This window comes from Vibrio sp. TRT 17S01 (assembly GCF_050113695.1).
Taxonomy (GTDB): domain Bacteria; phylum Pseudomonadota; class Gammaproteobacteria; order Enterobacterales; family Vibrionaceae; genus Vibrio.
Map to the genome: position 1 here is coordinate 179973 of NZ_JBNJOG010000005.1, position 25294 is coordinate 205266.

General features: G+C 43.9%; 27 protein-coding genes. 18 read left to right on the forward strand and 9 right to left on the reverse strand.

The genetic code is table 11. The features are described from left to right. Window positions 1-45 precede the first annotated feature (45 nt). Window positions 46-405 carry an NADH:ubiquinone oxidoreductase gene (locus tag ACQEXS_RS10305; protein ID WP_367990285.1) on the reverse strand — a complete coding sequence of 120 codons (360 nt, stop codon included), beginning with the start codon at window positions 403-405 and terminating at the stop codon, window positions 46-48. Between the two features lie 449 nt (window positions 406-854). Here ACQEXS_RS10305 and ACQEXS_RS10310 point away from each other — a divergent pair, with 449 nt between their 5' ends. Next, complete coding sequence (locus tag ACQEXS_RS10310) at window positions 855-2018, forward strand: threonine/serine exporter family protein (RefSeq protein WP_427010721.1); 1164 nt, start codon at window positions 855-857, stop codon at window positions 2016-2018. Here ACQEXS_RS10310 and ACQEXS_RS10315 read toward each other — a convergent pair. Next, window positions 2002-2277, reverse strand: coding sequence for an alternative ribosome-rescue factor A (locus tag ACQEXS_RS10315; RefSeq protein WP_427010722.1), 276 nt, complete (start codon window positions 2275-2277; stop codon window positions 2002-2004). The genes ACQEXS_RS10310 and ACQEXS_RS10315 overlap by 17 nt on opposite strands. Window positions 2278-2609: 332 nt before the next feature. Here ACQEXS_RS10315 and ACQEXS_RS10320 point away from each other — a divergent pair, with 332 nt between their 5' ends. The 3 genes from ACQEXS_RS10320 to ACQEXS_RS10330 all read left to right on the forward strand — a co-directional run bounded on the left by ACQEXS_RS10320 (window position 2610) and on the right by ACQEXS_RS10330 (window position 3965). Next, window positions 2610-2819: a cold-shock protein gene (locus ACQEXS_RS10320; protein WP_367990288.1), complete on the forward strand. Its 210-nt coding sequence runs from the start codon at window positions 2610-2612 to the stop codon at window positions 2817-2819. A gap of 74 nt (window positions 2820-2893) precedes the next feature. Further along, complete coding sequence (locus tag ACQEXS_RS10325; protein WP_427013761.1) at window positions 2894-3433, forward strand: YaeQ family protein; 540 nt, start codon at window positions 2894-2896, stop codon at window positions 3431-3433. Next, complete coding sequence (locus ACQEXS_RS10330; RefSeq protein WP_427013762.1) at window positions 3426-3965, forward strand: hypothetical protein; 540 nt, start codon at window positions 3426-3428, stop codon at window positions 3963-3965. Before ACQEXS_RS10325 ends, ACQEXS_RS10330 begins: the two co-directional genes overlap by 8 nt. 45 nt (window positions 3966-4010) lie before the next feature. Here ACQEXS_RS10330 and hmpA read toward each other — a convergent pair whose 3' ends face one another. Next, on the reverse strand, window positions 4011-5183 hold the full coding sequence (gene hmpA, locus ACQEXS_RS10335) for an NO-inducible flavohemoprotein (protein WP_427013763.1): 1173 nt from the start codon (window positions 5181-5183) through the stop codon (window positions 4011-4013). Window positions 5184-5401: 218 nt separating this feature from the next. Between hmpA and norR the strand changes: the two genes are divergently transcribed. The 9 genes from norR to ACQEXS_RS10380 all read left to right on the forward strand — a co-directional run bounded on the left by norR (window position 5402) and on the right by ACQEXS_RS10380 (window position 14941). After that, window positions 5402-6988 carry a nitric oxide reductase transcriptional regulator NorR gene (gene norR / locus ACQEXS_RS10340; protein ID WP_427013764.1) on the forward strand — a complete coding sequence of 529 codons (1587 nt, stop codon included), beginning with the start codon at window positions 5402-5404 and terminating at the stop codon, window positions 6986-6988. Between the two features lie 96 nt (window positions 6989-7084). Then, complete coding sequence (locus ACQEXS_RS10345; protein ID WP_367990293.1) at window positions 7085-7444, forward strand: glutaredoxin family protein; 360 nt, start codon at window positions 7085-7087, stop codon at window positions 7442-7444. Window positions 7445-7458: 14 nt separating this feature from the next. After that, complete coding sequence (locus ACQEXS_RS10350) at window positions 7459-8076, forward strand: HAD family hydrolase (protein ID WP_427013765.1); 618 nt, start codon at window positions 7459-7461, stop codon at window positions 8074-8076. Window positions 8077-8163: 87 nt separating this feature from the next. Further along, window positions 8164-8784 carry an NAD(P)H-dependent oxidoreductase gene (locus ACQEXS_RS10355; RefSeq protein ID WP_367990295.1) on the forward strand — a complete coding sequence of 207 codons (621 nt, stop codon included), beginning with the start codon at window positions 8164-8166 and terminating at the stop codon, window positions 8782-8784. Then, the gene (locus ACQEXS_RS10360) at window positions 8781-10712 is read left to right on the forward strand and encodes a monovalent cation:proton antiporter-2 (CPA2) family protein (RefSeq protein ID WP_427013766.1); all 1932 of its coding nucleotides are present in this window, start codon (window positions 8781-8783) and stop codon (window positions 10710-10712) included. Before ACQEXS_RS10355 ends, ACQEXS_RS10360 begins: the two co-directional genes overlap by 4 nt. Before the next feature lie 85 nt (window positions 10713-10797). Beyond that, complete coding sequence (locus tag ACQEXS_RS10365) at window positions 10798-12126, forward strand: MATE family efflux transporter (RefSeq protein WP_427013767.1); 1329 nt, start codon at window positions 10798-10800, stop codon at window positions 12124-12126. 211 nt (window positions 12127-12337) lie between these two features. Next, window positions 12338-13258: a DMT family transporter gene (locus tag ACQEXS_RS10370; protein WP_427013768.1), complete on the forward strand. Its 921-nt coding sequence runs from the start codon at window positions 12338-12340 to the stop codon at window positions 13256-13258. Between the two features lie 129 nt (window positions 13259-13387). After that, entirely contained in the window at window positions 13388-14278 is an 891-nt protein-coding gene (locus tag ACQEXS_RS10375; RefSeq protein ID WP_427013847.1) for a DMT family transporter, read from the forward strand. A 54-nt stretch (window positions 14279-14332) separates the two neighbouring features. Beyond that, the gene (locus ACQEXS_RS10380) at window positions 14333-14941 is read left to right on the forward strand and encodes a glutaredoxin domain-containing protein (RefSeq protein ID WP_367990299.1); all 609 of its coding nucleotides are present in this window, start codon (window positions 14333-14335) and stop codon (window positions 14939-14941) included. Between the two features lie 58 nt (window positions 14942-14999). Here ACQEXS_RS10380 and ACQEXS_RS10385 read toward each other — a convergent pair whose 3' ends face one another. From ACQEXS_RS10385 to ACQEXS_RS10395, 3 genes are all read right to left on the reverse strand, one after another. Continuing rightward, on the reverse strand, window positions 15000-15134 hold the full coding sequence (locus ACQEXS_RS10385; RefSeq protein ID WP_367990300.1) for a hypothetical protein: 135 nt from the start codon (window positions 15132-15134) through the stop codon (window positions 15000-15002). Window positions 15135-15202: 68 nt separating this feature from the next. Then, entirely contained in the window at window positions 15203-15553 is a 351-nt protein-coding gene (locus tag ACQEXS_RS10390) for a hypothetical protein (protein WP_367990301.1), read from the reverse strand. A gap of 63 nt (window positions 15554-15616) precedes the next feature. Continuing rightward, the gene (locus ACQEXS_RS10395; RefSeq protein ID WP_367990302.1) at window positions 15617-16795 is read right to left on the reverse strand and encodes a multidrug effflux MFS transporter; all 1179 of its coding nucleotides are present in this window, start codon (window positions 16793-16795) and stop codon (window positions 15617-15619) included. A 115-nt stretch (window positions 16796-16910) separates the two neighbouring features. Here ACQEXS_RS10395 and ACQEXS_RS10400 point away from each other — a divergent pair, with 115 nt between their 5' ends. Further along, a complete protein-coding gene (locus ACQEXS_RS10400; RefSeq protein ID WP_367990303.1) occupies window positions 16911-17795 on the forward strand; it encodes a LysR family transcriptional regulator in 885 nt (294 codons plus the stop codon). Between the two features lie 146 nt (window positions 17796-17941). Next, window positions 17942-19786 carry a putative bifunctional diguanylate cyclase/phosphodiesterase gene (locus ACQEXS_RS10405; RefSeq protein ID WP_427013769.1) on the forward strand — a complete coding sequence of 615 codons (1845 nt, stop codon included), beginning with the start codon at window positions 17942-17944 and terminating at the stop codon, window positions 19784-19786. A gap of 28 nt (window positions 19787-19814) precedes the next feature. On the opposite strand, the gene ACQEXS_RS10410 is transcribed toward ACQEXS_RS10405, so the two are convergent. From ACQEXS_RS10410 to ACQEXS_RS10420, 3 genes are all read right to left on the reverse strand, one after another. Beyond that, entirely contained in the window at window positions 19815-21107 is a 1293-nt protein-coding gene (locus ACQEXS_RS10410; RefSeq protein ID WP_427013770.1) for a peptidoglycan DD-metalloendopeptidase family protein, read from the reverse strand. A 176-nt stretch (window positions 21108-21283) separates the two neighbouring features. Beyond that, window positions 21284-21583 carry an isoamylase early set domain-containing protein gene (locus ACQEXS_RS10415; protein ID WP_367990306.1) on the reverse strand — a complete coding sequence of 100 codons (300 nt, stop codon included), beginning with the start codon at window positions 21581-21583 and terminating at the stop codon, window positions 21284-21286. 118 nt (window positions 21584-21701) lie between these two features. Next, window positions 21702-22316, reverse strand: coding sequence for a hypothetical protein (locus ACQEXS_RS10420; RefSeq protein WP_427013771.1), 615 nt, complete (start codon window positions 22314-22316; stop codon window positions 21702-21704). Between the two features lie 78 nt (window positions 22317-22394). On the opposite strand from ACQEXS_RS10420, the gene ACQEXS_RS10425 reads away from it, so the two are divergent. From ACQEXS_RS10425 to ACQEXS_RS10435, 3 genes are all read left to right on the forward strand, one after another. Beyond that, window positions 22395-22793 carry a GFA family protein gene (locus tag ACQEXS_RS10425; RefSeq protein WP_427013772.1) on the forward strand — a complete coding sequence of 133 codons (399 nt, stop codon included), beginning with the start codon at window positions 22395-22397 and terminating at the stop codon, window positions 22791-22793. A 90-nt stretch (window positions 22794-22883) separates the two neighbouring features. Then, on the forward strand, window positions 22884-23567 hold the full coding sequence (locus ACQEXS_RS10430; RefSeq protein WP_427013773.1) for a YoaK family protein: 684 nt from the start codon (window positions 22884-22886) through the stop codon (window positions 23565-23567). A 211-nt stretch (window positions 23568-23778) separates the two neighbouring features. Then, window positions 23779-25149: a YjiH family protein gene (locus ACQEXS_RS10435; protein ID WP_427013774.1), complete on the forward strand. Its 1371-nt coding sequence runs from the start codon at window positions 23779-23781 to the stop codon at window positions 25147-25149. Window positions 25150-25294 lie beyond the last annotated feature (145 nt).

Below are 25294 nucleotides of genomic sequence, written 5' to 3' on the forward strand. Positions count from 1 at the left end.
AAAAACCGGCTAACGTTAGCCGGTTTTCTTAAATTCACTGCGCGATTAAGCAATCGCTTCGGTATTTTTAGGTTTTGGAGTGATGCTGTCTCGGTAACTGAACCACAGGTAAGTGATTGCAATAGAGAAGTACAAGTAAGACAGCGCAAAAATGATAGGTGAAGTGATCAAGTCCGCTGACATACTCCAACTTACGCCTGCAACGGTAATCACCAACTTAGATAGCATTCCACAAATCAAAAGAAACAGCGCGAGCTGTGGGAATCGAGTTGAGCGAAACGCAAACCAGTAGCAGCTACCAACCGCTAATGCAGAAATTGAAAGACCCAGCATGAAAGAATGAAGATGATCGGCAGACGCAACACCAGCTGATAGTGATGTCATAAGCAATAGAAATAGTTTCATCGTACACCTCGCTTTTAAAACTTAGAAAAAGCTTCCTTTCATTTTTGAAAACTCATTTTGCGTACATTTTCGTCTTTTTAAATTAGATTTCAAGCCCAAATTTTGCACAAAAACAGAACAAAAAGTGACCGAAAGATTATTGTAAATAAAAGGTTAATATTTGTTACTACCAACTTTCTTAACTCACAAGGATTTACCCATTATTAGGCATAAAAACGAGTGCAATTTGTACATATTTGTAACAAGAAATATTTTTCTGAATCTAATTGTTTTTGTGATACCGAACGGATATATAGGGAGACACTGACAGAATAAGACTACAGCGCAAACTAAGTTTTCACTTCATAAACGAACTAGCGTGACCTTTCCCACTATTCATTCATCACTCACTCGCCAACCCATAACCACTTTGATAACGTCGCGCTAATTAATTTAACCAATGACAAACCATGACTTCACAATATCGCATCAGTAAAATCGTAGAGATTGGCGATACACTCCACCGCAGCGGGTGCGCACCGTACAAATTAGAGAAATACACGCAATATTACGCCCGTAAACACGGTGTCGATGTGATGGTTCAAGCCACCCCCACCACCGTCAACTACCAATTCCCTGATGACAATAATACGGTTGTGATGCGGCGTCATAGCCCGCCGTCGATCAACCTCAGTTTGCTCGCAAACACCATCATACGAATCAACCAACCGAGTAGTGAGCCCATTCCAGAGCCCATACGCTACCCGAAATGGATCACCGCTTTTGCAAACATGGCAATTCCTGCGTCATACCTGATGTTGGTTGGCAGTACGCTTGAAGCCGTTTTAATCTCTTGCTTACTTGGATTCATTGTCTGGGGGTGCCAGCAGTTATGCCGAGGCCGACGCTCCATTGCCGTCGAATTTATAGCAGCATTACTTACCGGTATTCTGGTGGCTTTCTTTGCCAGCGCAAACCACGAGATCCCCATTTGGGCGTTATGCATTGCCTCGGTGATCTTATTTGTTCCGGGATTGTCGATCGCCAACTCGCTTGAATGCCTTGCATTTAATGATTTGGTCTCAGGGACCAGCTTACTTGGTCAAAGTGCACTAACGCTGATCAAGTTGTTTGTTGGCATCGTTATGGGGCTTAGTATTGGTGAGGCGGTATGGGGCTCTGCCACCTCGTCTGACTACATGAATGAAGTGCCGTTGTGGCTCCATATCTGCAGCCTGTTTCTGCTTTCAGTCTCTTTAAGCATCATTTTTAATGCACGACCTATCGATATTCTTCTTGGGTTACCGGTTGCGGCATTGGGGATGTGGGGGCCTTTTTATTTGGGTTTTGATAGTGGTTGGGTTGTTGGTACATGGGTTACCACGGTATTGATCACTCTCTATGGAACATGGATAGCGAAGAAAGTGGAGCTCACAGGCGCTATCTACATAGTTCAAGGGATCATTATCCTCGTTCCCGGTAGCCGCGTGTTAGTCAGTGCAAGCCAATCGTTGTTTGAACAATCTGTATTGCCCATTCCTAGTATTGGTTTGTCTGCGCTCTTTATGTTTTCAGCAATCGTGGCTGGGCAAATAACCGCCTACTCGATTTATTCACCTAAAATTGAGCATTAACATTTAAAGCATATGAAAAAGCCCTATTCAAAAACAGCGAGGTTGCTACCTTTGAATAGGGCTCTTTGCCCTTATGCTTCATCTTGCGTGTAAAACTCCCTTTTCCCTTCTTCGATTTCTCTACTTTTGATTGAAACAGCTTGCTGGTCACCAAAGCTTTAAGCATATTGTCGTTTATTTGACCTCTTCCGCTTTCGACCGAATATTTTTTTTCTTGATTGGGTTCATCCACCTCAACCATACATTTTCTTTTACTCATAATTTACCTTTTTATATGTAACGCCTTGTCACAACAGGGCTATTGTACACTGATGACCATAAGATTACAGAGGCATCATGTACTTTAAGAAACGTTATCTAACGCAAATATCTGAAAGAAATTATTTTTCTCTGACTTAACAGGATTTATTTTCGTTGACTTAGTAAAATGTCCATCTACACTGTAGGGCAGCTAGAAAACGGGTTCTTTGTTTATCTCGCCGTTTCGTTGAATACCATTTCTTCTAAACGCCGTACGCAATAGCAATTTCCTTTTCCACGCTATCCGTGCCGATGAGGCGTAATATTTATTTTTATCCAAGGATATACACAATGTCTAACACTGTTACTGGTACAGTTAAATGGTTCAACGAAACTAAAGGTTTTGGTTTTATTCAACAAGAAAACGGCCCTGACGTATTCGCTCACTTCAGCGCAATCACTGGCGACGGTTTCCGTACTCTAGTTGAAGGCCAAAAAGTAGAGTTCTCTATCTCTCAAGGTCAAAAAGGCCCTCAAGCTGAAAACATCAAAGTTCTATAATTTCTTTTAGAACAAGATTTTTTAGAAATAGCCAGCACTCGCTGGCTATTTTTTTGTTTGGATAGAGACTCCCTATGGCACTCAAACCGACGATATTTAAATTCCGCATTGCACTCTCTGATACCAATCGTGACTATTACGACACGGTTAACCTGACCATTGCGCAGCATCCATCAGAGAACTTACCTCGCATGATAGCGCGTGTTTTAGCCTTTTGCTTAAACGCCCAAGAAGGACTGACCTTTACCAAAGGCCTATCTAACATCGACGAACCCGATATCTGGCTTCAATCGTTAGACGGACAAACCGAGTTATGGATTGAGGTGGGTGAACCTGCTGTTGATCGCATTAAAAAAGCATGCCGCCAAGCTAAGTCCGTTAAGGTTTACAGCTTCAACTCCAAATCCAACGTATGGTGGGAGCAAACCAAGAATAAAGTCACACAATACCCCGTAGAAATTGTCCGCTTTCCTTGGGAACCGATAGAAGAACTGGCGAACAACTTAGTCAGAACGATGGAGCTTTCCATCATGTTGACTGGAACAAGCCTCTTTATTGACTCAGACAGTGGCTCAACTGAAGTTTGCTGGGAGACATTACAAAGCAATGAGTAAACTGGCTTCAGCATTTGAACAAGTAGGTATCCAGCAACTCGAAGTCATCTCCCAACATCAGAAGCATTGGGTGGCGTTTTGTGATGAGAATGAGGCGCTATTTAATAAGGTCATCGAAAACAAACCAGAGACGCCGATACATCATCATCTGCTTGGTATTTTGACCAAAGCGCATATTGAAAGCCAATCGGCTTTTGAGCACAACCAAGCATCCACTCAAGCCATGCAACAGGTTTTTGAACAAAACTTAGGCCATGAGCACGCTAGGCGCTTTGAGAACCATGGCTACAACCAATTGTTGCTTATCACGCATGCATGGCTGTATATGCAAGGTTATTTGCGAATGGACTTTTCATTGGCTAATGATCATGCCCATCAAACCGCAACGTTGATGACCTCGATTTCAAAACTCGACTCGGAGCATATCCGTACTCAGTTCTTATCGAGCTTCTATACTGGCGCAAATGCATCACCTTTGGCCCCCAAAAAAGGTGGCCTACTTGCAGCAATAAAAGCCTACTTCAAATGGTAAGGCTCCTTGTCAGGAGCCTTTTAAGATTGCTAGAGCAGTATGCGATTATAGGTAGGTATGCGGTCCAAACACCTCATAGTGAATACGTTCACGCGCAACACCTAACTCTTCAAGTTGACGCACAATGCTTTCCATAAACCCAACGGGACCACATAAGTAAAAATCTGCTTGATGGAGCGGCAGCTCCTCGGCCACAAGAGCGATATTCATCTCACCTTCAAACTGAGTGGCTTGATTGAGGTACCATGTGTATTGGTTCCAGTGATTTGTTTCGATTAAGTCTGCGGTTTCCCGTGCAAACGTGTGCTGTTCTGCTCCGTTACACGCATATAGGTAACTGACTTCTTTCTTCCCTTGATCAGATAAATGTTGAAGCATGGACTGAACTGGTGTTGCACCCACACCGGCAGAAATTAAAACAACTGGCGCATTGCGTTCTACGTAGAAAAAGTCCCCCGCTGGCGCATACAAACTCACTTTGTCGCCTTCGGAAAGCTCATCATGCAAGTAATTCGACACCAAGCCTTTGTACTCACCGACTTCGCGTTTTACTGAGATCCGGTAATCCTGACCATTTGGCTTTTGCGATAGCGAATATTGACGGATCTCTTTATGAGTACCAAGCGAAGGCTTTACCTCGATACCAATATATTGCCCCGGTTGATAACCCAGCACCGCCCCACCATCCGCAGGCTCCAGCACGAAGCTTGTGACCAATTCAGATTCAGGCTGTTTGCGTGTAATCACGAATTCACGGGCATTGTCCCATCCGCCAATCGCCTGTTTGCGTTGCAAATATAATTCACCTTCTCGATCAATGAAGATCTTGGCTAAAAACAGATAAGCCGCTGTCCACGCTTCTTCCACTTCGGTTGTAAATGCATCGGGGGCAAGCTCACGTAAGGTTTCAATCAGGTGATGACCCACAATTTGGTAATGGTCTGGCTGAATATTGAAGCTTGTGTGTTTATGCGCGATTCGTTCAACAGCCGTCGTCAAGGCACCAAGGTTTTCGATATTTTTCGCATACGCTGCTACAGCCTCAAACAAAGCCACACTTTGACGCCCAGTTTTCTGGTGCGTCATATTAAAAATATCTTTTAGTTCAGGATTGTGGCTAAACATTCGCTGGTAGAAATGCTGAGTTAAAGCCGGACCCGCACTTTCAAGTAAAGGAATGGTACTTTTGACAATCTCGATATGTTGATTGTTGAGCATGGTAATTTTTCTCCTCGATTATATGTTGTCGAATAGACAATCTACGGTGGCTTTGTGCCACTCTCTACCTAGCGATATAGCATGTTTAATGCCAACTCATAAAAGCACTAACTTATTGGTTTTCATGTATGAAAATTCATCAAACCATGTCAAATTGACAACTTTAAATTAGGTTAATTTGACACTACAATGATAAAAAATCACACACTCAGTTTGTTATGCAAGATATTCCCGTTTCGACCCTTATTGAGATGTCCATTGGACTGGCCAGCGAACAAAACGACCACGATCGCTTCAATCGCTTACTCGACGCCATTCGTAAAGCGATTCAATGTGACTGCGTCGCTCTACTCAGCTTGCAAGGGGACACCTTAATTCCACTCGCACTACAAGGTTTAACCCGTGACACATTAGGTCGCCGCTTTCGCTTAGAAGAGCACCCTCGGTTTGCTGAAATATGTGCATCGAAAAGTGTGGTACGTTTTGATGCAAATTGCGAACTGCCCGACCCTTTTGATGGCCTATTGTTAGATTATGAAGGGGATCTTCCAATGCATGCTTGCATGGGGTTACCTCTCCTTTACGGGGATAAGTTACTTGGTGTGCTAACACTGGATAGCCTTAGCCCAGAGGTGTTCGATAACATTCCCGCGCGCTCGTTAGAAGCCCTCTCTGCAATCATTGCCTCATCACTCAAAGTTGCGATGACCGTTTCTCAGCTCGAACAACAAGCCAAGCAAGTACAACAGCGAATGGAGCAGCTTAACGAAGGTGCATGGGAACGGGATGGCAGCGAAATTATCGGCTCTAGCAACGCCATGTTGGCACTGAAATCCGATATCGAGGTTGTTGCGCCATCTAACTTTAATATTCTGATCCACGGTGATACCGGCGTGGGTAAAGAGCTGGTAGCACGTCGCCTGCACCATCTTTCACCACGTCGTAAGCATCCATTGGTCTACGTCAACTGCGCCGCTATCCCGGAAAACTTAGTGGAAAGTGAATTATTCGGCCACGTCAAAGGGGCATTTACTGGTGCCGACAAGTCTCGCTTAGGGAAATTTGCCTTAGCCGATGGTGGAACTCTATTTTTAGATGAAATTGGTGAGCTTCCACTCGCTGCGCAAAGTAAAATTTTACGAGCTTTGCAAAACAACGAAATCCAGCCAGTTGGACAAGATAAGGTTCAAACAACAGATGTCCGCGTACTTGCTGCAACCAACCGAGATTTAAAACACGAAGTCGACCAAGGCCGATTTCGCTCAGATCTTTACCATCGCCTAAGCGTTTACCCGATTCGAGTCCCTCCACTGCATGAACGTGAAGGGGATGTTGCCCTACTTGCTGGCTATTTCCTTGAGAAAGCGAAACTCAAGCTTGGTATCGTACAGCTTAAGCTAACCAAAGAAGCTCTGGTGCATATTTCCCGCTATAACTGGCCGGGTAACGTGCGTGAGCTGGAACATGTGATCAATCGCGCCGCCTTAAAAGCCAGAGCCAGAAGTGGTACAAGAAAACTGATCAGCGTAAATGTGGAAGACATTGGCACACTTGATAATGTTCCGACGAACTCAACCTCTACCCGCCGCAATGAGCAAACACCTATGGTTCGGGATGAGCTTTTTAAAGGGTTACGCGCAGCCACAGAGCAATACCAAAAAGACATGATTTCCGAAGTGCTAATTGAGTCTGAGTTTAACTGGGCTAAAGCCGCACGGACACTCAAGACCGATCGCGCCAACCTGACTCGGCTAGCAAAACGGCTTGGTATCGTGGTAACAAAAGAACACAATATTCGTTATTAATTGCTTTTCCTTTGTAGCTAACTGGTTACAATTGTCGAATTACAATAACATTCCGGAAAGCACTTTCCGGAACACCCACAGCTGTAAAGGAAAGTTATGAAATTCATCCGTTGGTTTTTAGGCCGTATTATCCTATTGCTCAATGCCATATTCTCACCAAAAGGCATCAAACGAACTGAAGACGCTCAACAACAAGCAGATGAACGTGCCAACACAATGGCGTTATATCAATTTGACGCTTGTCCATTTTGCGTCAAAGTACGCCGAGCGATGAAACGTCAATCTGTAAATATCGAGCTACGCGATGCAAAGAACAACGCGGAGCATCGCAATGAACTTGAAGCTGGCGGCGGCAAGATTAAAGTGCCTTGCTTGCGTATTGAGAAAGACGGCAAAGTAGAATGGATGTATGAGTCCTCTGACATCGTCTCTTATTTGGAAAAAGAGTTCGCATAACCAAAAGGGATACTATGCCTGCAATTCCACTTGATGCCGTCAACCTCAAAGCCATTGTCTTTGATCTCGACAACACTTTGGTCACGTCGGAGATGGATTTTCAATGGCTAAGGCGTCAAGTGGGCTGCCCAGCCGATCAGGATGTGCTCTCTTATGTCGATGCAATGCCCTGCTCCATTGCTAGTGCTAACGCACATCAACTCATTCTGCAACACGAGCTGGAAGATGCTGTCCACTCGCACCCAATGCCAGGTTGCAGCTCGTTGTTAGATTTTATCGAAACTCATAAATTGCATACGGCCATCATCACTCGTAATTGCGCTCAAGCCGCTCAGCAAAAAATCTCACACAACCAGCTCAATATCAGCCGAGTCATTAGTCGAGAGCATTACCCACCAAAACCTGCGCCCGATTCACTCCTAGCTCTTGCCGATGAATGGCAATTACGCCCGGCTCAGATACTCTATGTCGGCGACTACCTTTATGACTTACAAGCCGCATTCAATGCCCAAATGCCTTCCTGTTTAGTTACCCATGCAAAAGCAACCTCGTTTACCGAACATGCTTCTGTCGCTGTCCACCATTTATATGATCTACAAGCTTTGTTAGAACGTCACTTTTTACAAAAATAGTCTTTTATGATGAGTGACTTATTCACCCAAATTGGTGGAGAATGAAAATTCCAAAAATAATCACAAAAATATAAATTTGGGGAAGTTATGGTAAAGAATAAAGTCTTGGTGCTTTACGCCCACCCATCCCAACACCGTTCAGAGGTTAATCAACCTCTTATTAACGCTGCTGAGCAAATCGAAGGGGTCACGATTGTTGACCTTTACTATGAATATCCGCATTACCACATCAATGTTGATGCAGAGCAGCAACGTCTGCTTGAGCACGATGTCGTCATTTTCCAATTTCCTCTCTATTGGTATTCGACGCCGGCCATATTAAAGGAATGGCAAGATCTGGTTCTTGAATATGGCTTTGCATATGGACACGAAGGTACGGCGTTACATGGTAAACGTTTCTTGTGCTCTCTCACTGCTGGTGGCAAGGCTGAAGCTTATCATGCTCAAGGCTATAACCATTTTAAGATTCGTGAATTGCTGTCTCCTTTGGAGCAAATGGCCACATTGACAGGCATGCAGTATTTGGCACCTTTTACTCTGTTTGGCGCACGGACCGCCAAAGAAGAAGGCCGTGTAGACAAACACATTACTGACTGGAAAAAGCTCCTGACCGCTTTAGTTAATGATCACATTGACGTCGAAAAAGCGAGTCACGCAGACAAGCTCAACCACTATCTTGATGAATTACCTATGGAGGCCACACGATGACACTCTATTTCCTCCAGGCTTTCATCTATCTTGCGGCTGCTGTTATTGCCGTGCCTATCGCAAAACGGCTTGGGCTGGGCTCCGTACTGGGTTACCTCATTGCCGGTGTGGTCATTGGGCCGATCATCGGTTTAGTTGGTGAAGAAACCACAACCATTCAGCATTTTGCTGAGTTTGGTGTGGTTATGATGTTGTTCTTAGTCGGGCTGGAGCTTGAGCCTAAAATGCTGTGGTCAATGCGTAACCGACTACTGGGTTTAGGGGGCTTACAAGTTGCAGGAACAGCTGCAGCCGTGATGGGCATTGCGATTTTCTTTCAACAACCTTGGACCATTGCATTGGCAATAGGCCTTATTTTTGCGCTCTCTTCAACAGCGATTGTATTACAGACATTCAACGAAAAAGGCTTGTCTAAAACAGAAGGCGGACAAAATGCCTTCTCTGTCTTGTTGTTCCAAGATATTGCTGTGATCCCGATGTTGGCGTTTATTCCACTGTTGGCATTGCCAGAACTTGTCGAGAAAGCACAACAAGCGGCCACCAGCGCAGCAGAACATCATGAACAACTCAGCTTAGTCGCCGGTTTGCCGGGCTGGGCTTACGCTATGGTTATTATTGCTTCGATTATCGGCCTCGTCATTGGTGGCCATTATCTGAGCCGCCCACTGTTTCGTTTTGTAGCAAGCTCTGGCTTACGAGAAATTTTTACCGCCACAGCGCTCATGTTGGTGGTTGGTATTGCTGCTTTAATGAGCTTAGTTGGCTTATCTCCCGCTCTTGGTACATTCCTCGCAGGCGTTGTGCTAGCCAACAGTGAATTCCGCCACGAACTCGAGTCCAATATCGATCCATTTAAAGGTTTGTTGCTCGGGCTATTCTTTATCACTGTTGGTGCTGGCATCAACTTCTCAATTCTGTTCGATCAATTCTTTACCATCATTGGCTTAACTCTGGGCGTTATGCTGCTTAAAGCCCTCATCCTTTATGTATTGGCTTTTGTATTTAGAATTAAAAACAGTAACCGCTGGCTCTTTACCCTCAGCCTTGCGCAAGCTGGTGAGTTTGGTTTTGTATTATTGAGCTTTACAGTACAAAATCATGTTATTCCACCAGAGATCGCGCAAACACTTTCACTGGTTGTCGCCCTATCGATGTTCTTGACGCCCGGCTTGTTCATCTTATTCGACAAAGTCATCCTGCCAAGGTTTGAACAAGAGTCGAACGAACAACAACCTGACGACATCGATGAAAAAGGCACAGTGATCATCGCCGGCATTGGCCGGTTTGGTCAGATCGTGAACCGACTCTTAGTTTCCAGTGGTGTTAAAACCGTTGTCCTTGACCACCAAGCAGATCAAGTCGATGTGGTCCGTCAGATTGAAACTAAAGCCTATTTTGGCGATGCCACAAGGCCTGATCTTCTGCATACTGCTGGTATTGAGGAAGCCGCTATGTTGGTGATTGCCATTGATAATACGGAAGCGAGCGTCGAGTTGACGAAATACGTCAAACATACTTACCCACATGTGAAAGTATTGGCCAGAGCCTTTGACCGCGGTCATGGTTATCTGCTTCGTCAAGCTGGGGCCGATATCATTGAATCTGAAACCTACCATTCCGCAATGGAGCTTGGCGCACATGCCATGCGTGAAATGGGCCATCATCCATTCTTAGTCGAGCAGCAGAAAGCGGCATATCGCCAAATTGAAGATAAGAAATCTGACCTACTTTACGAGGCTTGGGAAGATGACTCCGAAGGCGAGCGCTTCGATAACAACTATCGCCAGTTATTCATGCACCTAGAAGAGCAAATTAAACTGGCCATGAATACCGATCGCTTCGCAAAACATGAAGACGGTGAACGTGGTTGGACGCCTCCACCAAAAGGCTATGCTGATCATCTCGATGAAAAGGAACCCGCAAATTGATGCAGAATCAGTCATCATCCTGTTAAACTACCCACTCTTCCCCCGGATTTCCCGGGGGTTTTTATTCTCATAAAGACAGAAATCCATGGAACAAAACGCGACGCAATCACTGGGACGACAGCTCTTTACCATGACATGGCCTATGGTATTCGGTGTCCTTTCTTTAATGAGCTTTCAGCTTGTTGATAGTGCCTTCATAGGTCAACTCGGTGTTTTACCACTTGCTGCGCAAGGCTTTACCTTACCGATTCAAATGATCATCATCGGCATTCAAGTTGGGTTAGGCATTGCAACTACGGCCGTCATCGCCAAGGCATTAGGCAGCAACGACACACAATATGCTAAGCAGCTTGGCGCTTTAGTTATCGCAATGGGCAGCATTGGCGTTGCGGCGATTTCATTGCTACTTTATGTCATTCGAGAACCTATTCTTAATCTATTAAGCGCGCCCCAAAGTGTATTCCCAATTATTGATGCGTATTGGATTTACTGGCTCATCAGTGCTTGGACTGGCGCCGTGTTGTATTTCTTTTACAGCGTGTGTCGTGCAAACGGTAACACCATGCTGCCCGGCACCATGATGATGGTGACCAGTGGCATAAACTTAGCGCTCGATCCTCTCTTCATTTTTACCTTTGATCTAGGCATTAACGGCGCCGCCTTAGCGACCATCATCGCCTTTGGCATTGGCATACTGGTTGTTGCTCCTAAGGTGCTCAAAAAGAACTGGATCAGTTTCGATTGGAGTAATTTAAATCTGACGAAAAGCTTAAGTGCTATTGCCAATATTATGGGTCCGGCAATGGTCAGCCAACTGCTGCCACCGCTCTCATCCATGCTGGCAACTAAACTACTCGCAGGTTTTGGTACCGCGGCAGTTGCTGCATGGGCGCTTGGCTCTCGTTTTGAATTTTTTGCCATTGTCACAGTGCTGGCTTTGACCATGTCAATGCCGCCAATGGTTGGGCGCTTGTTAGGTGCAAATAACCTAATCGACATTCGCACGCTGGTGAGCATCGCTTGTAAATTCATCGTTCTTTCCCAGCTCGCTATTGCAGCCCTAACTTGGCTTGCTTCCAGCCAACTGGCTCAACTGATGACCAGCGAGGTCGAAGTGGAACAAATCCTCTCATGGCACCTTTATATCGTTCCATTCAGCCTTGGGCCGTTGGGGATTTGTATGCTAATGGTGTCGGTTTCAAACGCTCTAGGCAAATCCTATACCGCATTGACTATCTCTGCTCTGCGTTTGTTTGCCTTCTTCCTTCCCTGTTTATGGTTAGGAGCGCAACTCGGTGAACTACAAGGCTTATTTTGGGGGGCTTTTGGAGGGAACATTTTAGCGGGTACATGTGCTTGGTTGATGTACAAAAAAGCACTAAACCAAATTGAAAATAAGGCGTTAGCGATATAATCCCATTAGGTGGTTGATTTTCAAGCGCCGCCTGCGTTAGGCTAAATATTCACCAAAATGGATACCACACATGAATGATACAGTTACCTACCTTTGGCTCCTTCTCTTCAATACCTGTAGCCGGTAGGTAACTTAGTGCCTGGCTACGAGAATGTAGCCAGTTGTTCTTCCCTATATCTCGTAGCCAAATCAATGTAAGGATACGAGAATAATGACCGAAAATACCCTGCAACAACCTGCTGAGCCTCACCGACCCCGTCGTGCTCAAGTCGGCATATTACTGGCGCTTGGCGGATGCGTACTTTTCTCAATTAAGCCTGTATTAATTAAAATTGCATACCAATACGGTGGCGATGCGACCTCAATTATGGCTCTGCGCGCCTTTAGCTCTTTGCCTTTATATCTAGTGATGTTGTTTTGGCTGTGCCGAGTTCCTGAAAACCGACGTAATGTTCAACAACACGGTTTGAAAGCGGTCGCGGTTGGCATCTTAGGTTATTACGCAGCAAGCTATTTAGATATTGCGTCATTGGCGTATATTTCCGCTCAGCTTGAGCGTCTCTTACTGTTTTTGTTTCCTACCTTCGTTGTCCTTATTAGCTGGATTTTCTATCGTCAACGTCCAAGCTTCCATACCTTGCTTGCTGCGCTTGTTGGTTATGGTGGCATCATGTTGATCGTCATTCATGACTTTCACGCATTTGGAGATACGGTTGCAATCGGTAGTGTATTGGCGGTTAGCTCAGCATTGATATTCGCGTTTTACTTGGTGTGGAGTAAACCACTCATTGCACAGCTCGGTAGTTCACTATTTACCAGCATTGGTATGGGGAGTGCAGGTGCAGCCATTTTACTTCACTTATGGTTCAGTGATGTACATATCACCACATTGAGCCCTGAACTGATTATTGTGGGTATCGTATTAGGTATTTTTTGTACTGTGATCCCTTCTTATTTAGTTGCTGCGGCCATGGCACGCTTAACGCCTACACAGCTCAGTCTCACCAGTAACATTGGGCCGGCAATCACTGCGCTTAGCGCCGTTATCGTCTTAGGTGAAACCTTTACGCTATGGCATGGCTTGGGAATGATTTTGGTCACTGTTTCTGTTTACCTGACCAACCGCAGCTAATCATGACAAGAAATAAGAGCAAAGACACCTGTCGTTAACCAGATTTTTCTGTAGGCATGGTTATCAATGTTGGTTTCCTGAATAGAAAAACGTATGATTCAAAAACGTTTTTTTATCCCCCAATCCGACATGACAACACAACAACACCATCCAGTTCAGGGAGCGAGCTGGATGCTTACTGCTGGCCTCTCTTTTGCTATTGTGAATAGCCTTGCGCAGATGGCCAGTATCCATCATGGCCTCTCTTCAACCACGGTTGCACTGATCCAATATGGCATCGCTTTGGTCGCTATTTTGCCTTATCTAAAAACATTGGGTATTCGCAAGTCATTACGCACAACCAAGTTAGGATGGCACGTGTTCCGTGTTTTTCTCTCAGTCATTGGCATTCAATTATGGCTTTGGGCCTTAGCTTACCCTGTACCTATCTGGCAAGGTATTGCACTTCTCATGACCTCTCCTTTGTTTGCCACGATTGGTTCTGGGTTATTTCTTAAAGAGAAAGTAGGTATGGCGCGCTGGGGAGCAACTGTAACCGGCTTTGTCGGTGCCATGATCATTCTAGAACCATGGGCCGATGATTTTAGCTGGGCAGCTCTACTACCTGTTGGCGCTGCCTTCTTTTGGGCCTGCTACTCTTTAATGGTAAAAAAACTATCATCCGATGACTCTCCATCAACCATGGTGGTTTATCTCCTCGTCCTGATCACCCCATTCAACCTAATGTTGGCATTACCTGATTGGCAAATGCCACAAGGAGGGGAAATTTGGATAATATTAATTGCTGCTGGCATCATGACAGCACTCGCCCAATGGGCCATCGTGAAAGCTTATGCCGTTGCTGACGCCTCATTTGTACAGCCATTTGACCATGCCAAATTGCCGTTGAATGTACTTGCTGGGTGGCTTGTCTTTGGTTGGGTACCACCCGGTAGGTTATGGTTAGGAGCGATGATCATCATACTGTCTGTCGCCTTTATTACCCATTGGGAAACAGCAAAAGCAAAATCATTGAAATAAATTCTGACCAATGTCGTTCTTTTAAGGAAGAAAACAATTTATGGGAGAGCCACAATGACAGATCCAATCAAAATCACTTTATATCGCTGGGCAGGAAGCTGGGGACCGTTCAAGGTAAATATTCCTTGCGGTGAATGTACCCTGACTAAAGATATCCTCAAAGATACTTTCGAAACGGAATTGGCAGGTATTCCCGTTCAGTTGGAAGTGAAAGATTGGTTATCGCATTGGTGGGAGCCTTTGAAGAAAGGAGCTTGGCACGCCCCAATTATCATGGTGGAAGGCCAAGTGATCAGTCAGGGAGAAGCACTCAATCGCGGGGTACTTGTTCAGTCTGTGATCAAAGAGTGGACGAAGCGTGATGAAATGACGGGAAGTGTTGTCTATGGCAAAGCAACGTGTCCATATTGTGTCAAAGCAAAGAACATGCTGAATGAAGCAGGCATCGATTACCAGTATCATGATGTGGTAAAAGACAGCGCAGCACTCTATCGTATGATTCCAGAAGTCAAAGCGATCATTGGCGAGAAAACGCCCGTCACGGTGCCACAAATTTGGTTAGATGGCCAATATATTGGTGGGGCTGACAATCTAAAAGCTTGGCTCGAAGAAAAGGGATTAAAAACCATCCCTGACAATGTGGTAAACCTAGAGAACGGTTAAGCGAAAACAACAAACCCCGACATGAATGTCGGGGTTTTAAAATCCATTTTAGTAGCGTTTACTGGCTCACTTTTTTCCAACAACGTTTTAGAAATGAGCTTTTCTTCACTTTTGGCTTACCATACAACGCATTATGCATCGCTTGTTTCGCAACTAGCTGACCTAAATAGGCACTACCTAATTCGTGGTTCATTGTCGTCTCCTGTAAAAACGACGCCGATTTTAATCCGAACCACCAACAAAACAAGATCTAAATCACATTTAGTTGCGTTTAGGCTGCTTGTAAGTTTTGCCTGCTGCTTGATAGGTATCTTTACGCTTCACTTCAAACATCGCATCAAAGAACCAAGCAACAAACACAATGACATCATCACCTTCGTTCATGATGTGTTCTACAAACTCTTGCTCTTCGCCTTGGTCATTTGTTTCAAGCACTACATGGTAGATTCGCTTCTCACCCTCTACTTCGGCAAGGGCAAATTGGCCAGCCAAAGACTCTGCGGCTTGTGCTACTTCAGCGTCATCACTACTTTTTAGTAACTCTAAAGCTTGTGGAAGATTTTCTTTTTCACAAAGGCTCTTAACCAGTGTTTCAAACTCTTTATGTTCCATGAACATGACCTCAAAGGCAGGTTATCAATTTGGGTTCGCATTGTATCAATCCGTAGGTCGGTTTCAAGCAAACTCCTGTTGAGTTTGATGATGTCGACGCTGCAATACCAATACAATAGTCATGATGACCGCCAAAGAAACATAGAAGATACCTAAACACTCAGAAGATCCAATCCAAGTTTTCACCAGATATCCACCAAACAATCCTGACAGCGCCATCTGCACCGAACCAGAAAGTGCCGACACCGACCCTGCATTTTCCTTATAAGGCTCAAGCAACATCGAGATTGAGATGGGAAAAGACAAACCTTGTGCGATCGAGAATAGCGTAAAAGCAAGGATCAAACTAAATAACGAAACAGAGCTCATCATTAACCAGACACCAGCCCCCAGAGCAATACTTATCGCGCCACCTAATAGGCAGTGACGGCTAAAATACCGAATCAATATGTTCATCATGGTACTTCCCATAAGCAAGCCTAATGAAGGAATGATCATTACCGAACCATATTCCGCAGCACTCAGGCCAAGTTGGTTCTGAGCAATAAAAGGCATCACCGACAGTGACACAATAGATCCTAAGTAACTCAACCAATTGAAACTAGCACTCATATACAACTGCGGGTTTGACAGAAGCTGAGAGTAGTTCTGAATAATGGAACGAACCCGAAACGCTCGCTTCGCATACGGTAGCGTTTCTCTCAATACCCAATAACCTAGGCAGTAAATCGCTAATAAATATACTAATACAAAAAGAAATATCGCTTGCCAGCTGATATGAGAAGCTATCCATCCACCAGCAACGGGAGCAAGAATTGGCAAAATGGAGGCCGTTACAGAAATATACGAAAAAGCTTTGGTTAATTGAGCCCCGTCATAACTGTCTCGCAACACGCTTCGCCCAAGAACGGAAGCACTACCCGCTCCTAAGCCTTGTAGTAATCGACCACTCTCTAGCATGGTTAAATCATACGAACACAGTACACAAACCAGTGTACCTATCAGATAAATACCCTGCCCCAGTAAGAACACAGGACGGCGACCAATACTGTCTGATAACGGGCCATAAAAAAGCTGCGATAACCCAAAACCAACTAAATAAAGTGTCACGAGAAGTTGAACGTCAGCTTGGGTCGCAGATAAGCTCTCGCTAATAAGGGGTAATGCAGGTAGATAAATACTCACACCCACTTGACCCGTTGCAATGATCATCATAGCCAATAAAATCGGGGTTTTCTTCATTAAAATCTCTTATGTTCACGCCATGAAATCCAGTGTAAATTAAACGCTCATACATGATAATCACCTCATAAGGAAAAGAATTAGTTCCAGATGAGAATTAATAGGAGTCCACAAAATGGATTGGCTGCAAAGTGTTGATAGCTATGTTCGAGTTGTTGATGAAGGGAGTTTCAATGGTGCGGCGCGCAAGCTAAACACCACTAGCTCAGCGATTAGCAAAAGAGTGCATTGGTTAGAAGAACGCATCGGTGTGCAGCTTCTGAAACGAACAACCCGCTCGGTCACTCAAACAGAAGCAGGAGCCTTATTCTACGAACGTGCAAAGAGGCAACTTGAAGAGTGGCAATCCGTCGTTGATGAAACACGTTCCGTCGATCAATCACCGGCTGGCCTGCTAAAAATTGGCGCAACACTTGCTGTGGGTTCAAAGTTTTTGGTGCAGTACTTAGATGAGTTTTTACAAATGTATCCTGATATTCGTATTCAGCTCACTACTACAATACCAGGGCAACTACCCGATCTCAGCTTAGACCTATTCATTAGCCGTGAAATCGAGCAATTAAACTCGTTGAGCTTTAAAGCTACTGCACTGTTTGAGCACAAAGCAGGCTTTTATGTGTCACCTGATTACATCGAAAAACACGGCGAGCCAACCAAACCTAGCCAATTAACTGAACACAATATGCTGATATGGGGAGAGCGGACACAGCGTGAAATTAAGCTCTCCAATGGAAAGCGCATATTATTACGAGGTAACTTTGCAACAACCAACCCAGAAGCACTGTTTTACGCAGCAAAAAGCGGGATGGGCATTTTGCTGACTAACGATGTCATGATGAGAGAAGAAATTCGGCTGGGTAGCTTGAAACGTATATTGGCTGATGTCACTGCTGATGAAACCACAGTTTATGCTTATTATCCGAAATTAGATTACCAACACACACGAACTAAACTATTTTTGGACTATCTGAAACAGCGCTTACAAAAAGATCCTAAGTAAGTTTATTAAAAACAACAAACTAGCCAAGGACCACAAAAAAGTCCTAGCAACCAAGTTTGAAAAAGTGTGAGCGCTATACCATAGTAACCATGTGCATATACCAATAAATAGATGATAAAAAATCATCACAACATGGGTTACTCATTATGGCTAGGAAACCTCACCAGAGTGGCTCCATCAGTTTAGACATTATCAATGAGACGCTGCTACTCAATGGCGCTGAGCTGCTGGACAAAGTCACCCTTGTATTGCATAAGCACTTCCAAACATACTGCACCTGCATTGTGGAAGTCGATAAGTTTAATTTTAACGCCCAAACACTTTCTTATGCTTGCGAGAACAAACTGAAACGCGATGGCAACTACTCGCTGCGTGGGACACCTTGTGAACATGTCAGCAAATCTGACCGTGATTTCTGCTTGTACGCCAAGAATGTCGCGGAGTTTTTTCCTCATGACTCGTATATAAAGGAAAACCACCTCCAAGCCTATTTGGGATTACCTTTGCGCACACGTAGTGGAGAGGTTCTTGGGGTTCTGCTTTCAACCTTTACCACACCGGTTTCGGACCAAGAAGAGTTGGTGTTCTATCACAGACTTTTCGCAAATGTCGTGGTGCATGGCCTTCGCTCTCAATGGCTTTCTGCACGTTCCGACAGTTTAGTTAACCAACTGAGCTATGAAGTCTCTCACGACAACTTAACTGGCTTGCTTAACCGCAGCTTTTTGTCCGACAAATTAGAGCAACTCACTGAAAATTACCCATCACCTTTTACTTTGGCCTATCTAGACATCGACAATTTCAAATCAATCAATGATTTATATGGCAATTACATTGGTGACCAGATCATAAAATATGTAGCTTCTGCGATTAGCCAGTCTCTTCCCGAAGAACAGCTCGCCTTCCGTATTGCGGGCGATGAGTTCGCTTTTATCACTTTTTCTGGCGATCCATTAAAAGTGTGCCGGAAAATTATTAACCGACTTGAAGCCGGATACACCGACCCGGTTCATAACATCAAATTAAGTGCCAGCATTGGTATTGCACGGCGATTTGAAAATAAAATGACGGCCGATCAGCTGATACTCAATGCCAGTTTAGCCCTGAAAGACTGTAAGCAATCACGCAATACGAAAGTCCAGTGCTACGACACCCATTTAAGTACGCAGTATCATCGCAAAACAATGATCATCAACGCGCTTCGTCATGAATTAAACAAATCCCCAGACATGCCAAGTGAAATTTATGTGTTAGCCCAGCCCATTGTAAGAAAAAACAGTACGCGTTGGAGCTATTTCGAAATATTGGCCCGCTGGCAAAGTAAATCTCTTGGAGTGATCTCTCCGTTAGAATTTATCGAAGCGGCTGAACAGTCAGGCTTAATAGTTGAACTGGGAGAACGCATTGTCGAGCTTGCCTGTGAAGCAAAACTGCAGTTAGAAAAAGGCTTAGGACACAAAGTCAAATTGGGGCTCAACTGCTCAGCACATGAGCTCAACGACTCGAAGCGCTACCTCAGCCATTTAGTTGAAACAATTGATCGCTTTGGCTTCTTGCCTTACGAATTCACCATTGAACTGACAGAAACCGTCCTTTTGTCTCAGACTAACGAAGTCAGGATCATCCTCGACAAACTCAGAAAGCTCGGCTTTACCGTCGCTCTAGATGATTTTGGTACCGGTTATTCAAGTTTGAATTATATCCATAGCTACCCTATCGATTGTATCAAGATCGATGCGACATTTATTCGGAACATGCTTTGTAACAAGACATCGGAAAGTGTGGTGTGGCTAATCATTCAACTTGCTAAGCAGCTTGAGGTCGACCTTGTTGCCGAAGGCGTTGAGAATGAAGAGGCCTTGCAAAAACTCTACGATATGGGATGCATGCAAATTCAGGGGTACTATTTCTCAAGACCTGAGCGTCCAGACACCATCGTCAACTTTCAAAATAACCTAGGGGACCAAAATAAAAAGGTCTCTAACGCATAAAAAAATCCCCTGATAACAGGGGATTTTTTTAGCTGGTTGAATCGGAATCGGTTTGAGAAGCAAGTTTCATTTCTTCTTGCTTTAACATCGCGTCCCATTGATCTCGTTTAGCTCTGAAGGATGCCATTTCAGTTTTTGGTACTGAATTCGCCATTGGGATATTGGCTCGCATCGCATTCACCGGACGACCCCGAACAATCAATTCGTAATGAATATGAGGCCCAGTAACGCGTCCAGATTTTCCTGAAAGACCAATACGTTGTCCCCGGCTCACTTTCTGCCCTTTACGCACCAAGATCTTGCTCAGGTGCAAATAGCGTGTTTTATAAGTACTACCGTGCTGAATCACCACGTAATTTCCAGCATAAGGGTGTTTACGAGTCATAATGACCACGCCATCACCAGTCGATACAATCGGCGTGCCGGTTGGAGTCGCCCAGTCAGTACCATTATGCGGGGCCACGCGGCCAGTCACAGGATGCTTACGATTCGGGTTAAAGTTTGAGCTCAATCGGTAGTTACCGTTCACTGGCTTACGTTGGAAAGCACGTTGTAAACTGTTTCCGTTTTGATCGTAATATTGACCGTCAGTGTGTAAATATGCACTTAACACACGACCGCGGTTATAGATACGAATAGCCTTGATTTCACGGTTTCCTGTCAGTTTATTGCCGATATATTGGCGTGACTGAACCACTTCAAACTTATCTCCAGCACGCAGATCACGCGTGAAGTTAATCTTGTCTTTTAATAAGGCAACGACTTGCTCTATCTCAGAACTACCGAGTCCAAGTTTATGGACCGACTGTGAAAAACTGCCTCGTATTTCACCAACTAATGGAAGCTCTTTCCATTCACCCGGAATTTTAACTTCGTCAAACTCGTAGCTGCCATCATCTAATCGAGAGTAGACAGCACGTTCAACTAAACTAAATTCCAGCTCCATTTTTTCAAGGGCTTGGCCCTCTTTACCTTTCCAAAACCGAAGCGTATTGCCAGGCTTAAGCGTATCTAATGCCAGATAGTTAAGATCCGTTTCCATTACTTTTAGAAGATCACTGTAGCCAAAGCCCAGTTGCTCGAAGATATTACTCAGATTATCCCCTTTCTGAATGACGTATTCATAGTCTGGGATATCGTGTGTATCTTCGGTATCAATAAGGTAGGAATTTACCAGTTCGGTTTCAGGAAGAGAAAGATCAACGGTGCGTGAAGGAAGAGTTGTATTGTTGATAGAAGAAAATGCAACTATCGCAGCAACAGGCAGCCCCAAAAGCAGTAGCTTTTTTGGTGTTGTCAGCTCAAAAAATCGAGCTTTCATTGTCTTGGCTTGCACAATTTGACCTTTACATGAATTCCGAAAAGCATAAGAGTACGTATTTCTTTAATAAATGTCACCACAGTAATGTCAAAGAAAGATCAAAAAAGGCGCAAAAGCGCCTCTTTATGTGACATAGGTTATATGATTAGTAGTCACTAACATATCTCATCTATCGATCAGCGAAATGTCGAGATCAATCCGTTATCTTCACCAAACCCATTTGGTGTAAAGCGGTCGGCATTCGGATCATTTATCCATTTTTCATTGTCGATCAAATACCTGAATTCGAAATGGCTATCTTTCGGTAAGCGAGTCTTAAACTTATAGGTTTTCGACTTTGCCACTTTTTTCATTTCTGCTGGCTGCCAATCTAAAAAATCCGCCACTAAAGCGACCGATTGGCTTGCTTGCTCTTGTGGCAACTCAAAAGTGACTTCAACTTCATTTTTTGTTTTAAAGAAGCGCTTATTAATCATTTGTTACTCCATTAACTGCTCTTATTCCATATTCATGGCTAAATAATAAGCAATACTGGACATATTCGCCAGAAAGGAAGCAAAAACTCCGACGCCCTTTCCTGACTGGTTATCTGGTTTACAAAGGTTCGAGCTTATATTGCTGACTCAAATCAAACTCGAATTGTTCAGGCACATTAGGTTCTTCTGCCATCGCTTGCTGCTCGCCATTCCGCATAACCATTAAAGTTAAGCGATTGTCTTTGTAGTCAAGGGTAGTCACTTTAATTCGGTCACCGATCAATGCCACATCTGATAAAATCATCCGTTTGCGAGTAATGTCATATTCAAAGATCGCTAAGTAATAAAATATCCCGGAGCCTTGATTGGAAACCAACATAGGTGCAGAAAAAACGGTAGGTGCAATCTGAGTTAACCATTTGGTTTCAACTATAACCTCACCACGAACAACACCATCGTCAAACGGACCAGATACAAACCCTTTCTCTCGCTCATGTTTTTTCATAAAAGCAAATGCGTTGCTTTCAGGTACGCGGATTGTCCACGGATTCGAGGTAGGAATATCAAAGACTTCTTTAAGGATCAGGTCACTTTTAACCTTTGTTGCTGGAAACTTTGCCATGATTTCTTCATCACTTAAGCTAAATCGATAAATACCGGCAACGGCCACTATGACGAGTAAAACAATGGGAATGAGTAATATAAGTGGGATCGGCAAAAGTCTCTTTTTCATACGGTCCAAGTTTGTCATCAACTGAAGTTGGTGGTAAACCTTATCAATGTACTGCTGTCATCACAAGGAGCTTCCCAGATGGAAAAAATCAGAACAGCTGAGTGCAGTTGTGGTCAAGTTTCGCTGGTATGTAGAGGGGAACCAATACGCACAGCAATATGTCATTGCTTTGAATGTCAAAAACGTACCGGAAGTGTTTTTGGCGTACAGGCTCGATTCTTAGAGCACCAAGTTCGCCATGATGGTGAGGTTGCGTCTTTTAGTCGCATCAGTGATAGCGGTGGTAATGTTACCTATTCTTTCTGCCCTCGCTGTGGAACAACCATGTTATTGCACTTGGAAAACGCTCCAGAATTTATCGTTATCCCCATCGGAGTGTTTAAACAACAAGATTTACCAACACCAAGCTTTTCTATCTACGAAAAAAGGCAATTTGGCTGGGTAAGTTTTGATTGTCAGATGAAACATTACGATTGATTGTTTAGGATCAACTGAGCTCATAGATAACTCCTATCTCATAAAGGATCAAAGCGATATAATCTCTTTCTTCAATTTGAGGAGTTCGTTTTGATTTCTAAACTTCCACGCTGGGTAGAATATGGAGCTTTTCTACTGGCCTCTCTCGCAGGGATTGTAAATGCAATCGGTTTACTAGGATTTCAACATCAAGCAGTCTCTCACATATCAGGTACGGTAACACTTCTTGGTACAAGCCTTGAGAGTTTAGACGGCCGAACGTTACACCTATTTATGATTGTCTTTAGCTTCATGCTTGGCGCCGTCTTAAGTGGCACATTTATCGAAAGCACTGCTCTAAAGTTAGGCCGCCGGTATGGTGTTGCCTTGTGTATTGAGGGTGGGCTTCTCTATATTGCCTACCTTCTATTGAAAGACAATTCACTTTATGGTCAATACTTTGCTTCAGCCGCATGCGGTTTACAAAATGCCATGCTGACCACATTTAGCGGAGCTGTTGTTCGAACGACTCATTTAACAGGTATCGTCACCGACTTAGGGCTAATGATTGGCGCTCGTCTAAGAGGACAACCTTTTGATTACCGCAAAGCTAAGCTATTTCTATTCATTTTCCTTGGTTTTTTATCCGGAGGCGTACTTGGAGCTAAGCTCTTTGCTGCGTACTCTTTAGGCGCACTGCTCCTCCCAGTATTCCTATCTTTAGCAATTGCTTTTAGTTACTGGACTTATCTATTGATAAAAACCAACAACAATAAACCCAATTTGCAACAATAAACCTACAACTGTATCATCTGCAAAACATACATCCAGAAAGTTAATACACTTCAATATGTAACACTGAATATTTAAACCAAATTAATGAATAGTATTGCACGAGATGATAAAACTAGTTACTCTTACATCTCGTGAATTTATACGAATGTTTAGTGAATATATATTCCATACGATAAATGTGGATTGAACTAGTTGTAACATGGGTAAATCAATGCAAAACAACGCGCAAACTGTAGAAGAACCAAATCTGAAGAGTAAATTTTGGCTGTTCCTCATTCCTTCAATGCTGGGACTCTTTTTATTTATGGCACCGATCAGTTATCAAGGTGACATTACTATTCCCGTAGCCGTTCTCGCAAAAACACTCCAAGCGGTTTTTGGTGAGTTTCTGGTTCCAACGCTCACTTTCATTATTGCTGCCATGGCTGCTGCATCAGCAATTTGTCGTATCAAAACTCCATCTTTTATCGCTAGTTCGCCTTTTTTAAACGGGTTGTTTAACCCATCTCCACTTTGGCTAGCGGTGAGAGTTATTGGTGGCATTGCTGTCATCATGACGTACTTCCAAATCGGACCAAAAGCCATTTGGGAGGAAAATACAGGAGGGCTTGTTTTAGACGGTCTACTTCCTACACTGTTCTCTGTATTCATTTTCGCAGGTCTTTTGCTACCACTACTTCTAAATTTTGGCTTGTTAGAACTTTTTGGCACTCTACTAAGTAAAATCATGCGCCCATTGTTTAATCTACCAGGTCGAAGTGCTATTGATTGTATGGCTTCTTGGCTTGGTGACGGCAGTGTTGGTATTCTATTAACAAGCAAGCAGTACGAAAATAAATTCTACACACAGCGAGAAGCGGCTGTTGTGGGCACCACATTTTCTGCCGTCTCGATTACATTTAGCTTAGTGGTCATTGCGCAAGTCGAGTTAGAGCATCTCTTTCTGCCTTTCTATGGCGCAATCTGTTTAGCAGGCTTAGTAGCTGCGATTATTATTCCTCGCTTACCACCACTTAGCTTGAAAAAAGACACCTTCATTGACGGCTCAAAACCTGAAGATGATGCAGATGCTATTCCTCAAGGACATTCGACTTTTTCATGGGGAATGAGCTTAGCACTGGAAAAAGCAAGCAAAGTAACGTCTGCAAAAGGTGTTTTTAAAGAAGGTATCCAAAACGCAGTCGATATGGTGTTTGGTGTTTTACCTGTTGTGATGGGCCTTGGTACTATCGCTCTTGTTATTGCTGAATACACCAGTGTGTTTAGTGTGTTAGGTCAACCATTTATCCCATTCCTTGAAATGCTAGGGATCCCAGAGGCTGCTGCGGCATCAGAAACCATTGTTGTTGGTTTTGCTGATATGTTTATCCCTGCAATCCTTGCAGCATCAATCGATAGTGAAATGACACGCTTCGTGATAGCAGCAATGTCTGTAACACAACTTATCTATATGTCCGAAGTAGGAGCTCTATTGCTTGGCAGTAAAATCCCAGTCAACATCATTGAATTATTTACGATTTTTATCCTGCGAACTCTCATCACTTTACCTGTTATTGCAGGTGTTGCGCACCTTATCTTCTAATTCCCAATCAATATATATTCACGTAATGAGCCCCTCTTTTGAGGGGCTTTTTTATATCCTCATACCAAAAGTACTACTTGATATACTCATAAATTCGTTTAAATACAGTACACTTAATCGTATACTTATTGAGAGAAACCTAATT

What these genes read in the sequence shown, in the direction of transcription:
- ACQEXS_RS10435 (WP_427013774.1), top strand. Translation starts at nt 23,779, where the DNA reads ATGCAAAACAACGCGCAAACTGTAGAAGAACCAAATCTGAAGAGTAAA.
- ACQEXS_RS10375 (WP_427013847.1), top strand. Translation starts at nt 13,388, where the DNA reads ATGACAACACAACAACACCATCCAGTTCAGGGAGCGAGCTGGATGCTT.
- ACQEXS_RS10415 (WP_367990306.1), bottom strand. Translation starts at nt 21,583, where the DNA reads ATGATTAATAAGCGCTTCTTTAAAACAAAAAATGAAGTTGAAGTCACT.
- ACQEXS_RS10345 (WP_367990293.1), top strand. Translation starts at nt 7,085, where the DNA reads ATGAAATTCATCCGTTGGTTTTTAGGCCGTATTATCCTATTGCTCAAT.
- ACQEXS_RS10330 (WP_427013762.1), top strand. Translation starts at nt 3,426, where the DNA reads ATGAGTAAACTGGCTTCAGCATTTGAACAAGTAGGTATCCAGCAACTC.
- ACQEXS_RS10355 (WP_367990295.1), top strand. Translation starts at nt 8,164, where the DNA reads ATGGTAAAGAATAAAGTCTTGGTGCTTTACGCCCACCCATCCCAACAC.
- ACQEXS_RS10400 (WP_367990303.1), top strand. Translation starts at nt 16,911, where the DNA reads ATGGATTGGCTGCAAAGTGTTGATAGCTATGTTCGAGTTGTTGATGAA.
- ACQEXS_RS10410 (WP_427013770.1), bottom strand. Translation starts at nt 21,107, where the DNA reads ATGAAAGCTCGATTTTTTGAGCTGACAACACCAAAAAAGCTACTGCTT.
- ACQEXS_RS10385 (WP_367990300.1), bottom strand. Translation starts at nt 15,134, where the DNA reads ATGAACCACGAATTAGGTAGTGCCTATTTAGGTCAGCTAGTTGCGAAA.
- ACQEXS_RS10315 (WP_427010722.1), bottom strand. Translation starts at nt 2,277, where the DNA reads ATGAGTAAAAGAAAATGTATGGTTGAGGTGGATGAACCCAATCAAGAA.
- hmpA (WP_427013763.1), bottom strand. Translation starts at nt 5,183, where the DNA reads ATGCTCAACAATCAACATATCGAGATTGTCAAAAGTACCATTCCTTTA.
- ACQEXS_RS10380 (WP_367990299.1), top strand. Translation starts at nt 14,333, where the DNA reads ATGACAGATCCAATCAAAATCACTTTATATCGCTGGGCAGGAAGCTGG.
- ACQEXS_RS10305 (WP_367990285.1), bottom strand. Translation starts at nt 405, where the DNA reads ATGAAACTATTTCTATTGCTTATGACATCACTATCAGCTGGTGTTGCG.
- ACQEXS_RS10390 (WP_367990301.1), bottom strand. Translation starts at nt 15,553, where the DNA reads ATGGAACATAAAGAGTTTGAAACACTGGTTAAGAGCCTTTGTGAAAAA.
- ACQEXS_RS10320 (WP_367990288.1), top strand. Translation starts at nt 2,610, where the DNA reads ATGTCTAACACTGTTACTGGTACAGTTAAATGGTTCAACGAAACTAAA.
- ACQEXS_RS10420 (WP_427013771.1), bottom strand. Translation starts at nt 22,316, where the DNA reads ATGAAAAAGAGACTTTTGCCGATCCCACTTATATTACTCATTCCCATT.
- ACQEXS_RS10370 (WP_427013768.1), top strand. Translation starts at nt 12,338, where the DNA reads ATGACCGAAAATACCCTGCAACAACCTGCTGAGCCTCACCGACCCCGT.
- ACQEXS_RS10310 (WP_427010721.1), top strand. Translation starts at nt 855, where the DNA reads ATGACTTCACAATATCGCATCAGTAAAATCGTAGAGATTGGCGATACA.
- ACQEXS_RS10395 (WP_367990302.1), bottom strand. Translation starts at nt 16,795, where the DNA reads ATGAAGAAAACCCCGATTTTATTGGCTATGATGATCATTGCAACGGGT.
- ACQEXS_RS10325 (WP_427013761.1), top strand. Translation starts at nt 2,894, where the DNA reads ATGGCACTCAAACCGACGATATTTAAATTCCGCATTGCACTCTCTGAT.
- ACQEXS_RS10425 (WP_427013772.1), top strand. Translation starts at nt 22,395, where the DNA reads ATGGAAAAAATCAGAACAGCTGAGTGCAGTTGTGGTCAAGTTTCGCTG.
- ACQEXS_RS10360 (WP_427013766.1), top strand. Translation starts at nt 8,781, where the DNA reads ATGACACTCTATTTCCTCCAGGCTTTCATCTATCTTGCGGCTGCTGTT.
- ACQEXS_RS10350 (WP_427013765.1), top strand. Translation starts at nt 7,459, where the DNA reads ATGCCTGCAATTCCACTTGATGCCGTCAACCTCAAAGCCATTGTCTTT.
- ACQEXS_RS10405 (WP_427013769.1), top strand. Translation starts at nt 17,942, where the DNA reads ATGGCTAGGAAACCTCACCAGAGTGGCTCCATCAGTTTAGACATTATC.
- norR (WP_427013764.1), top strand. Translation starts at nt 5,402, where the DNA reads ATGCAAGATATTCCCGTTTCGACCCTTATTGAGATGTCCATTGGACTG.
- ACQEXS_RS10365 (WP_427013767.1), top strand. Translation starts at nt 10,798, where the DNA reads ATGGAACAAAACGCGACGCAATCACTGGGACGACAGCTCTTTACCATG.